This is a genomic window from Burkholderia sp. LK4 (assembly GCF_001043615.1).
Classification (GTDB): Bacteria; Pseudomonadota; Gammaproteobacteria; order Burkholderiales; family Burkholderiaceae; genus Burkholderia; species Burkholderia cepacia.
Genome location: NZ_LDUL01000013.1, coordinates 118,675 through 129,997, shown reverse-complemented (window position 1 = coordinate 129,997; position 11,323 = coordinate 118,675). Strand labels below are relative to the sequence as shown.

The window sequence follows — 11,323 nt, the reverse complement described above, 5'->3', positions numbered from 1 at the left end:
GTGGGGGCGGAGGCGGTGGCGACTATCCGGCGCCGGTGTCGAAATCGGTTGCGACCGCGCTGTCCGATGCAATGACCGCCGCGTGCGACTACTACCGCAAGCAATTGCGTGGCGCGACCGTCGCGATCCAGTACCTGAAAAACCGGGGCCTGACCGGCGAGATCGCCGCACGCTTCGGGCTCGGCTATGCGCCGGACGGCTGGCAGAACCTCGAGGCAGCATTCCCCGACTATCGCGACGAGTCGCTCGTCGAGTCGGGGCTCGTGATCGTCAGCGAGAAGACCGATGCGCAGGGCGTCGCGCGCCGCTACGACCGGTTCCGCGAGCGGATCATGTTCCCGATCCGCAATGTGAAGGGGCAGGTGATCGGCTTCGGCGGCCGCGTGCTCGGCAGCGGCGAGCCGAAGTACCTGAACTCGCCTGAAACCCCGTTGTTCAACAAGGGGAGCGAGCTGTACGGCCTGTTCGAGGCGCGGCTCGCGATTCGCGAGCGCAAGTACGTGCTGGTCGTCGAAGGCTACATGGACGTCGTCGCGCTCGCGCAGCTAGGGTTCCCGAATGCGGTCGCGACACTCGGCACCGCGTGTACGCCGATTCACGTGCAGAAGCTGCTGCGCCAGACCGATACGGTCATTTTCAGTTTCGACGGCGATTCGGCCGGGCGGCGGGCGGCCCGGCGCGCGCTCGAGGCATGCCTGCCGCATGCCGGCGACAACCGTACGATCCGGTTCCTGTTTTTGCCGGCCGAGCACGATCCGGACAGCTACGTGCGCGAATTCGGCGCAGATGCGTTCTCCGAACAGGTCGAGCGCGCGATGCCGCTGTCGCAATTTCTGCTGAACGAAGCAATTGCCGGCAAGGCGCTCGATCAGCCGGAAGGCCGCGCGAAGGCGTTGTTCGACGCGAAGCCGATGCTGCAGGCGCTGCCCGCGAACGCGTTGCGCGCGCAGATCATGCACATGTTCGCCGACCGCCTCGATATCCCGTTCGAAGAGGTCGCGGGGCTGTCCGACGTCGATACGCGGATCGCGGCACCGCCGCGCCAGGCGCCTGCACGCAGCGAGCGGCGCCGCGTGACGGACAGTGAAAAGCGTGCGTTGCGCACGCTGGTGATGCATCCGCGCATCGCGTCGCAGCTCGACGATGAACAGATTGCGACCCTGCGTGCGTTGCCGCGCATCGGCGAACTGTTCGCGGAGGTCGTCGATCATGCCCGCGCGCTGGGCGACGGCGCGGAGTTCCGGCTGCTTTCCGATGTCCTGCGGACGTCCTCGAATGGAGCGACTTACGAGGAAATCTTCCGCGAAATTCTGGACTATGATGAAAACGTCCGCGATTTGCTGTTACAGAATCCGGAAGACGAGACGGTGCCCGAGCGGCAGCGTGAGCAGGAACGGATCGCGGGGGAGGAGTTGCAGGCCGCGGTGCTCAAGATGCGTTACGACGCTTGCTGCGACCGGCTCGACAGGCTGGCGCGGCAATCCACCTTTACACCCGAGGAATTGGCCGAATTGACGGAATTGAACCAGCAGCGAACCGACATGAAGCGTCGGCTCGGGCTGTAGGCGGCCGGGGAGCTTAGAGAGGGTTCCCCAGCGTGCTATAATATAAGGTTTCCAGCGGTTTGTTTTCCAAGCAAAGGCGAGAATCGCGATGGCAAAGACGACAGGCGGAAAGAAAGCAACAGGCAAGGGCTCGACGGAGCCGACCAAGAAGGTCACAGCGGCCAAGTCTGCTTCTTCCACCAGGACAACGTCTTCAGCCACGTCAGCCCCAGCAGGAAAAAAAACCGCGGCCGGCACTGCTCAGGCTGCGCCGGCGCCGGCAGCCAGAACACGGGCTGCCGCCAGACCCGACTCCGGGCCGGCCAAGCCGGCGGCGAAGCGGGCAAGTGCGAAAAGCGCAAGGGACACGACTGCCGCCGCGGACGAAACGGCAGTACGTACTACTCATGCACCCACGGTTCAACCGGCTGTCGTCCAGCAGCCGCGAGTCGATATAGCCGGTACGGCGAACTCCATGACCAAAAAGCTGAACGAAGTATCCGTCGAAGACGACGCAAATCAGAGCGACGAGCAGCCCGCAGCAGCAGCGGCTGCACCGGGCAAATCCAAGGTGCGCGACCGTCGCGCCAAGGAAAAGGCGCTGCTGAAGGAAGCGTTCGCGACGAGCACGCCGGGTACGGCCGAGGAGCTCGAAGAGCGCCGCGTGAAACTGCGCGCGCTGATCAAGCTCGGCAAGGAGCGCGGCTTCCTCACGTACGCCGAAATCAACGACCACCTGCCGGACAACTTCACCGAGACCGAAGCCCTCGAAGGCATCATCGGCACGTTCAACGACATGGGCGTGGCGGTCTACGAGCAGGCGCCGGACGCGGAAACGCTGCTCCTGAACGACAACGCGCCCGCCGCGTCGTCGGACGATGAAGTCGAAGAGGAAGCGGAAGTCGCGTTGTCCACCGTCGATTCGGAATTCGGCCGCACGACCGATCCGGTCCGGATGTACATGCGCGAAATGGGCACGGTCGAGCTGCTCACGCGTGAAGGCGAAATCGAGATCGCGAAGCGGATCGAGGACGGCCTGCGCCACATGGTGATGGCCATCTCCGCGTGCCCGACGACGATCGCCGACATCCTCGCGATGGCCGAACGCGTCGCGAACGAAGAGATCCGCGTCGACGAGCTCGTCGACGGCCTGCTCGATCCGAATGCTGCGGACGCCGCCGATACCGACGGCTTCTCCGCGAAGGAAGCGGAAGCCATCGAGAACGAGGACGAGGAAGCCGAAGAGGAAGAGGAAGAAGAGGAAGAGGAGGAAGATGACGGTGCCGCACAGGCATCGGCCAACGCCGCCCAGCTCGAAGCCCTCAAGCGCGCGTCGCTCGAGAAGTTCTCGCAGATCAGCGAGTGGTTCGACAAGATGCGCCGCGCGTTCGAAAAGGAAGGCTACAAGTCGAAGGCCTACCTGAAGGCGCAGGAAACGATCCAGACCGAACTGATGACGATCCGCTTCACCGCGCGTACCGTCGAACGCCTGTGCGACACGCTGCGTGCGCAGGTGGACGAAGTGCGTCAGGTTGAACGCCAGATCCTGCACATCGTCGTCGACAAGTGCGGCATGCCGCGTTCGGAATTCATCGCGCGCTTCCCGGGCAGCGAAACCGACCTCGACTGGGCCGAGAAGATCATGGCCGAAGGCCATTCGTACAGCGCGGTGCTGTCGCGTAACATTCCGGCGATTCGCGAACAGCAGCAGCGCCTGCTCGACCTGCAGGCGCGTGTCGTGCTGCCGCTGAAGGACCTGAAGGAAACCAACCGCCAGATGGCGGCCGGCGAACTGAAGGCGCGCCAGGCGAAGCGTGAAATGACCGAGGCCAACCTGCGTCTCGTGATCTCGATCGCGAAGAAGTACACGAACCGCGGCCTGCAGTTCCTCGACCTGATCCAGGAAGGCAACATCGGCCTGATGAAGGCGGTGGACAAGTTCGAATACCGTCGCGGCTACAAGTTCTCGACCTATGCGACGTGGTGGATCCGCCAGGCCATCACGCGCTCGATCGCGGACCAGGCGCGCACGATCCGTATTCCGGTTCACATGATCGAGACGATCAACAAGATGAACCGCATCTCGCGGCAGATCCTGCAGGAAACCGGTCTCGAGCCGGATCCGGCAACGCTCGCCGAGAAGATGGAGATGCCGGAAGACAAGATCCGCAAGATCATGAAGATCGCGAAGGAGCCGATCTCGATGGAAACGCCGATCGGTGACGACGACGATTCCCATCTCGGCGACTTCATCGAGGACACCAACACGGTCGCGCCGGCGGATGCCGCGCTGCATGCGAGCATGCGCGACGTCGTGAAGGACGTGCTCGATTCGCTGACGCCGCGCGAGGCGAAGGTGCTGCGGATGCGCTTCGGTATCGAGATGAGCACCGATCACACGCTCGAGGAAGTCGGCAAGCAGTTCGACGTCACGCGTGAACGGATCCGTCAGATCGAGGCCAAGGCGCTGCGCAAGCTGCGTCACCCGAGCCGTTCCGACAAGCTGAAGTCGTTCCTCGAAGGGAACTGATTTCCAGCGTCTCTCCTGCGAACGCCGCCGGTATCCGCGTGATGCCGGTGGCGTTTGTCTCCTTTGTTGTTACAATGCCGGCCCGGCTTCTTTGCCGGGGCAGCGTGTGACACGCTTCGATTCTTTTCAGGGCTTGTAGCTCAGCGGTTAGAGCAGTCGACTCATAATCGATTGGTCGCGGGTTCGAACCCCGCCGGGCCCACCAGATTTCATGCGCGCGCTCGCGCCGCATGCCGAGAACCCGCGATGGCTTCATGCGTCGCGGGTTTTTCTTTGTATCGACGCGTGCCGCGATCAGGAAAGTACCGAGAGGGTGCCGCGCCGCTGTCAATCGAAGTATGCTGTAGCGCGGCCGTTCCACACGCGACACCGGGTACGGCCGAACAAAAACCAGGCAGCCCCGCGATCCATCCGGCGGCGAGAACAAACAGACTTCGGCCGGGAGCGGGACGGCAATCATGACCATGCTGCGTTCGTGGGGTGCGATTCTTTCGTTGCTGGCGCTCGTCGCATGCGCGAGCCTGCCGCCGCAGGCCGATCGCGCGCCGACGCACGCGTACACCGATACGGACAACACGCGGCTGGGCGTCGCGTTCCGGCAGCAAGCCAGCGCCCATCCCGGGCAGGACGCGTTTCACCTGCTGACCGATCCGGTCGACGCGCTGGATGCGCGCGTGTTGCTCGCCGATCGCGCGGACCGTTCGCTCGACCTTCAGTACTACATCTGGCACGACGACCTGACCGGGCACGAACTGGCCGACGCGATCATTCGCGCGGCGGATCGCGGCGTCCGAGTGCGTGCGCTGCTCGACGATCTCGGCACGAACGCGGACGACCGCAAGCTGCTCGAGATCAGTTCACACCCGAACATCGAGATCCGGCTGTTCAATCCGGTCGCCACGCGGCGGTTCAAGAAGATCGGCACGGTGTTCGAGTTCGCGCGCGTCAACCGGCGCATGCACAACAAGGCGATGATCGCGGACAACCAGGCGGCGATCATCGGCGGCCGCAATATCGGCGACGAGTATTTCGGCGCATCGTCGATGCTGGAGTTCGGCGATCTCGATGTCGTCGTCCACGGCCCGGTCGTGAAGGACATCTCGACCGAATTCGACACGTTCTGGAATTCCTCGTACGCGTATCCGATCAGCGCGCTGGTCGGGCACGAGGCGGCACCGGGCGGGCTGGACCGCGAGCGCGAACGGTTGCGCGACTACCTGAGGGCCATGGAGGACAATCCGTACGTGCTCGAGGCCAGGCAGCGGCTCGACCGGATCGTTCACGGGCAGGGCACGGAATTGTCGTGGGGGCGCGCAACGGTGCTGTACGACGACCCGTCGAAGATCGCGCACGCGCCGAAGGACAGCGACGGGCATTTGATGCCGCAACTGCGGGCGCTCGCGTTGCAGCCCGAACATGACCTGCTGATCGTGTCGCCGTATTTCGTGCCGGGCAAGGATGTCGTCGAGCGGCTGCGCGCGCTCACGGCGCGCGGCGTGCGCGTCACGGTGCTGACCAATTCCCTCGCGTCGACCGACGTGGCGGCCGTGCATGCGGGCTACCGGCATTACCGGAGCGATCTCGTGGCAGCCGGCGTGCGGCTTTACGAACGGCGGCCGTCGGGCGACAAGAGCATCTCGAAGCAGGTCATCATCGGATCGTCGCGTGCGTCGCTGCATGCGAAGACCTACGTGTTCGACCACAAGAGCATTTTCATCGGTTCGATGAATCTCGATCCGCGTTCGCTGAACCTCAATACGGAGATTGGCGTTTACTGCGAGAGCCCGGCGATTGCGTCGCAGGTGGCGAACGATCTGGAAGCGCGGCTCGATCGAATCGCGTGGCGCGTCGAGCCGAGGACCGATGCGGCAGGCAACGGACAGCTCAAGTGGATTCAGACCGATTCGGACGGGAAGGTCACCGAGCTCGATCACGAACCGGAAGTGTCGGCCGGGCGGCGGATGGAAGTCTGGTTTCTCGGGCTGTTTCCGCTGGAATCGCAACTGTGAGCGAGGATGCCGCGTGTGACGCTCAGCCACGCGTGCGGCTCTGCTCGTCGATGACGGCTGCGAGCTGCATCGTCGCGGTCTCGATCGTCGCATCGCTCAGCCCCGAGTATCCCAGCACGAAGCCGTTGTACGGCCGGCCGTCGCCGACCCGGTAGCTGCTCAGCGGCTGAAGCAGCAGGCCACGCGAGGCTGCGGCGCGGGCGACGTCGGTATCGCGCAGCGGGAGCGCGAGATCCGCCGACAGATGCATGCCGCCCGGGCTTTCCCGAATGCTCAGCGCGGTGCCGAGGTGGCGGGCGAGTGCCGTTTCCAGGTTGTTCCGCCGCTCGGCATACAGCGTCCTCATCCTGCGCAGGTGCCGCGCAAAGAGGCCGGTGTCGATGAACTCGGCCATCGCGAGTTGATCGGCCGGGTGGCCGCGATGAACGAGTTCGCGCAGCGTCCGGGTGAAGCGGTCGACCAGAACCGGCGGAACCACCATGAAGCCGAGCCGAAGGGCGGGAAACATCGTCTTGCTGAAGGTGCCGAGATAGCAGACCGGTGCGTCGGCATGCAGGCCCTGGATCGCGGGCAGCGGCTCGCCGTCGTGGCGGAACTCGCTGTCGTAGTCGTCCTCGATGATCCACGCGCCGCACGCACGTGCGTGCTCGACGAGCGCCGCTCGTCGCCGGGGGCTCATCAGCGCGCCGAGCGGGTATTGATGCGACGGCGTCGTATAGATCAGCCGGGGCGGCCGGGTGCGCCACTGTTCGTCGGTGGGCGCCATCCCTTCGTGGTCGACCTCGATCGGCACGAGATCGAGGCCGGTCGAGCGGAATGCGGTACGGGCGCCGTTGTAGCAGGGGTTCTCGAGCCAGCCGGGTTCGCCGGGATTCGCCAGCATGCGCGCGCACAGTTCGAGGCTGCCTTGCGTGCCGTCGGTGATGAATACCTGGCCTGTTTCGCAGCGCACGCCTCGTGAGACGCGAATATAGGCCGCCACGGCACGCCGCAATTCGGACAGCCCTTCGACCGGACCGTATGCGAGCTGCGCGGGCTTGATGATTTTCCATGCACGCTCGATGCAACGGCGCCATTGGGCAACGGGGAATTCATCGAGCGACGGAAGACCGGGAACGAACGGCAGCATGCGTTCGGGTTCGGGATCGGCGTTCTCCAGCCCGTGCACGCGCTCGGACAAGCGAACCGTGGCCGGCCCGCTCTCGAGCCCGGCGCTCGAACGGCCGCATCCGTCCCAGCGCGTGATCGTACCGTTGCGCGTGGCCGCCACGAAGCCTTCCTCGGCAAGGCGCTCGTACGCATAAACCACCGAATTGCGCGCGATGCCCAACTCGGCCGCGAGCACGCGGGTCGACACGAGCCGTGTGCCGGACGGGATATGCCCGTCCAGCAGCATGTTGCGCAGGCTCCGGTAGAGGGCCTCCTGCTGGCTGTGGCGTGTCGTGCCGTCCTGTCTGGAAAGCGATGAGCGGAGCAGCGCGAGATCCATGGGCTGGTTCCAGAATTTTTCGGTGAGCTGGTTCTTTTGAAGATTCGGCGCGCATCGTATCGTTCACGTTCTCGCGGTGCCGGCCGGTGCGCGGGGCCTTCCGGCGATCGTCCCCGATTGCGGCACGCGCGTATTTTGATCGATTTGAAGCGCGACTGTCGATGGGACGATCGATCGGTCGTTCAGGCGTGGAAGTCGCACGCGTTCAATTCTATTAACTTCGCAGTACAAATATATTCCGTGCGGATCATCGAGCCTTGCCGGAACGCGGGCCGCTCGATGTGCGCAAGGGCGCGCGAACAGGAAAACGAAACATGAAAGACCAGACCGTCATCGCTTCCACACCTCGCACCACCATTCGCCGCCTGCCGGAATTGGCGAGTCGCGATCGCACGACGCTTCATCGCATCGTGGACGAAGCCTACGTCTGCCACATCGCGTTCGGTGCAGGCGACGACACGCATTGCATCCCGACCGCGCACTGGAGACGGGGCGATGACCTCTATATTCACGGGTCCAACGGTAGCCGGATGATCAAGGCGCTGTCGGCGGGCGCGCCGGCCTCCGTCGCGATTACGTTGCTGGACGGGCTCGTGCTGGCCAGATCGGCCTTCAACCATTCGATGAATTATCGATCCGCGGTGATCTACGGGCGGTTCGACGTCGTGGCGGGCCGTGACGACAAGCTGGCGGCGCTGGATGCGTTGATGGACAAGATCGCACCCGGTCGCAAGCATGATGCGCGGCCCGGCAACGAGAAGGAAATCAATGCGACCAGCGTGCTGCGGATTGCGCTTGCGGAAGCGGCGGTGAAAGTCAGCGATTCGCTGCCTTCCGACAAGGATGAAGATCTCGCGCTTGCTGTCTGGACGGGAGTCCTGCCGCTGAAGACGACGCGCGGCGCACCGGTTCATGCCGACGGCAACATGCCGGTGCCGGACTACGTCCGGAACTGGGCCGAGTGAGTGGTGCGGCAAGGCCGCGCGGTTTCGCGGAAGGCGGCGGGGTACGGCGTTGGGGGCGTGCTCGCGTCGCGTGGCGGCACGACGCGCGTTTCGCCGGCAGGCAGCGTGAATACCGCGCTGCCGTGACGGGGTGCGTTTCACTCGGTGCGATGCTCATGCAAGGGTAATGAACATGAAAGTTGCGTGAGCAACTATTTCAAGGTCGGCTAGTGCGTCGTCGCACCGGATGCTCGCCCCGCGAGATCGCGCGGAACGCGAAAAAACCGCGACGGCCTGGCAGCCCTCGCGGGTTATTTGAACGACCACATCCGGTTCCAGACGTGCGCTTCGGAGCGCACGCGGAACCGGGGCAGTCATCGGTCCATCAGCGCGCGAAATCCGGCGTGCTCTGGATGAACGCGTTCAGCTTCGAGATGTTCACGCTGCCGAAACCCGTCGTCGCGTCCCAGCCGGCCTTCGCCTTGTAGCCATAGGTGCCGCTGCCGTTGTTGCCGGACGTGACATCGTGCAGCAGCGCCGCGTTGCTCGGGAAGTACTTGTAGAGGCTCGACGCGGGGAACCCGAGCGCATTGTTGTTCGCGGACTGCAGCCGCGCCCAGATGCCCGTGAAGATCGGCGCGGCGAGGCTCGTGCCGCCTTCGTTGTTCAGGTAGCCCGAGCCCCACAGCGTATCGGACGTCTGGCCGTTCACGACGAGAATCGCGCCGGTGCGCAGGTCGGCATCGAAGCCGACGTCGGGCAGTGCGCGCTTGGTCGATCCCGTGAGGCTCGACGATTGCCACGACGGCGCAGCTTCGTACTTGCTGTACCCGCCGCCCGTCGACCACACGGTGCCCGGCTGCCAGCTCGGATCGTTCCAGACGATCTCGCTGTTGTAAGCGTTGGTCGACGTATTGGTGAACAGTGTCGTGCCGCCCACTGCGATCACGTACGGCGACGTTGCCGGCTCGCTCACCGTGTAGGTCGAGCGCGACGGCGTGCCGCCCGCGCATTCGTATGCGCCGTGGTCGCCGGCGGATACCGAAAAGGTTTGCCCTTGCGCGATCGCCTGCTTGAAGATGGTGTCGTCGGTTGCCTGCGAGCCGGTGCTGTTCGCGGACGATTCGCACACGCCGAGCGACACGTTGATTACCTTCGCGACGTTGTCGGTCACGGCCTTGTTGTACGCGGCGGTGATCGCCGTGAGCGTCATCGACGGTGCGACGTAGAACACGACCTGCTTCACGCTGCCGCCGGCCGCGCCGACGATCGACTGGCTGTCGAGGTTCCATTCGACGGTGCCGTCGGTGTCGGTGTACGAACTGCCGGACGGGCCCGTCTTCACGATGCTGCTGCTGATCGTGCCGAGGCCGTTGTTTGCGGCGAACGTGTTGAGGTCGCTCACGGTCTGCGACAGGTCGCCTTCGGAGATGATGCCGACGGTGGTCTGCGAGGCCGTCGGCGTACCGTTGCCGCCGTAGATCGACGAGAACTCGGTCGGGTTGTGCGGCACCGCCGATGCGCCGGCCGGAATCGTCAGGTTGCTGGTGTTGCCTTGCGGCTTGCTGCCCGCGCCCGTATGCATCAGTTCGACGTTCTGCAGGCCCAGCACCGCGCCCACGACGCCGCCGATCGCGTTCGGCACCTGCGCGGCGTCGGTATTCGCATAGACGCTGCGGCCGTTGCGCGTGAAGCGCTTGAGCGTCGTGCGGAACGCGGACTTGATGGTCGCCGCGGTGCCGGACGCGGACACCAGCAGGCGGTTCGGGGCGACCACGATGTTCACGAAGCCTTCCTTGCGCAGGTGCGCGACGACCGAGGCGACCTGCTGGTCGGTCGGTGCATATTGCGCGGCGAACTGCGCCGGTGTGAGGAACTGCCGGTAGTGCGGCGAGCCGGGCGTATGCAGGTCGTGCAGGTATTGGTCGAGCTGTGCTTCGTTGCGCAGGTTCAGTCCGAGCACGATGTCCACCGATTCACCGGGTGCCATCTCGATGGCTGCCGTGGGAGCGGCGGCCGTGCTGGCGGCAGGCGCGCCGGCCGTACCGGCTTCGCTCTGCTGCACGAGCGGCAGGAAGCCCTTGGTGCGCGTTTCCGTCCAGCCGGCCGCGGGCGCGGCATGGACGGTCGCGATGCCGAACGATGCGGCTGCCGCGGCGGCGAAGGCGAGCTTGATGAAGCGATTGTGCTTTTGATTCTTGTCTGCAACCTGATTCATTTGAATTACCCCTCCGGTTGAACATCGAACGGCACGAACAACAACGGTAGACAGCGGTGCGGATCGTGCACCGCCGATTTCTGTCGCATGCGTGCGGATGGCACGGACGCGACAGGGCCTTTCGCCCGATCCGGAAAGGTGTTGTTTCTCCGGGGGCGAAATTCGGAAAATGCGGTAGCGAGAGGGCTGCGTCGCGATACGGCGCAGTCGCGCGGACTGGGCGCGGGCGGGATTGCTAGAGCAACAGTTTCGTTGTCCTGCTCATTTGATTCGATCCTTCGGCCCGCTGCCGGATGGCAGTCGTCCAATGAAATGCATCGGGATGTCGCATGGCCGGCGCGCGAACGATACGGCCGGCGGCTGGCACTTCGGTGCGGCGGAAACGAAAAAAACGTGGAGCGGAAGCGATTGCGCAGTGAGCAATTTGTCAGATTGCTTGCATCGGACGGTATCAAGAACGAAAGCGGGGTGTCAAACTTTTTTTGGTTATATGAAACAAATTTAAAGCGAATAAATGCAATGTTTTTGAAAATATTGGCAGTAATTTGTAATATTCGGCGCCAACGAAGAAAGTAATGCTGAATGCGGT

6 protein-coding genes and 1 tRNA gene are annotated in these 11,323 nt (G+C 64.1%); 5 read left to right on the top strand and 2 right to left on the bottom strand.

Going from position 1 to position 11,323, the window contains the following annotated elements; all coding sequences use genetic code 11:
* From dnaG to VK92_RS08370, 4 genes are all read left to right on the top strand, one after another.
* On the top strand, positions 1-1,565 hold a 1,565-nt coding region (dnaG, locus tag VK92_RS08385; protein ID WP_048468167.1), incomplete at its 5' end, for a DNA primase.
* 88 nt (positions 1,566-1,653) lie between these two features.
* On the top strand, positions 1,654-4,074 hold the full coding sequence (rpoD, locus tag VK92_RS08380) for an RNA polymerase sigma factor RpoD (protein WP_081052572.1): 2,421 nt from the start codon (positions 1,654-1,656) through the stop codon (positions 4,072-4,074).
* A 129-nt stretch (positions 4,075-4,203) separates the two neighbouring features.
* A tRNA-Ile gene (locus tag VK92_RS08375) sits at positions 4,204-4,279 on the top strand.
* A gap of 253 nt (positions 4,280-4,532) precedes the next feature.
* The gene (locus VK92_RS08370; RefSeq protein WP_048022153.1) at positions 4,533-6,083 is read left to right on the top strand and encodes a phospholipase D family protein; all 1,551 of its coding nucleotides are present in this window, start codon (positions 4,533-4,535) and stop codon (positions 6,081-6,083) included.
* 22 nt (positions 6,084-6,105) lie between these two features.
* On the opposite strand, the gene pdxR is transcribed toward VK92_RS08370, so the two are convergent.
* Entirely contained in the window at positions 6,106-7,572 is a 1,467-nt protein-coding gene (gene pdxR, locus VK92_RS08365) for a MocR-like pyridoxine biosynthesis transcription factor PdxR (protein ID WP_048022151.1), read from the bottom strand.
* A gap of 314 nt (positions 7,573-7,886) precedes the next feature.
* Between pdxR and VK92_RS08360 the strand changes: the two genes are divergently transcribed.
* Positions 7,887-8,537, top strand: coding sequence for a pyridoxamine 5'-phosphate oxidase family protein (locus tag VK92_RS08360; protein WP_048022149.1), 651 nt, complete (start codon positions 7,887-7,889; stop codon positions 8,535-8,537).
* Between the two features lie 364 nt (positions 8,538-8,901).
* Here the strand turns inward: VK92_RS08360 and VK92_RS08355 are convergent, their stop codons facing one another.
* On the bottom strand, positions 8,902-10,734 hold the full coding sequence (locus tag VK92_RS08355) for a S53 family peptidase (protein WP_048022147.1): 1,833 nt from the start codon (positions 10,732-10,734) through the stop codon (positions 8,902-8,904).
* Positions 10,735-11,323 lie beyond the last annotated feature (589 nt).

Excerpts from the sequence above, each read along its gene's own strand:
- rpoD (WP_081052572.1), top strand. The coding sequence starts at position 1,654 with ATGGCAAAGACGACAGGCGGAAAGAAAGCAACAGGCAAGGGCTCGACG.
- VK92_RS08370 (WP_048022153.1), top strand. The coding sequence starts at position 4,533 with ATGACCATGCTGCGTTCGTGGGGTGCGATTCTTTCGTTGCTGGCGCTC.
- pdxR (WP_048022151.1), bottom strand. The coding sequence starts at position 7,572 with ATGGATCTCGCGCTGCTCCGCTCATCGCTTTCCAGACAGGACGGCACG.
- VK92_RS08360 (WP_048022149.1), top strand. The coding sequence starts at position 7,887 with ATGAAAGACCAGACCGTCATCGCTTCCACACCTCGCACCACCATTCGC.
- VK92_RS08355 (WP_048022147.1), bottom strand. The coding sequence starts at position 10,734 with ATGAATCAGGTTGCAGACAAGAATCAAAAGCACAATCGCTTCATCAAG.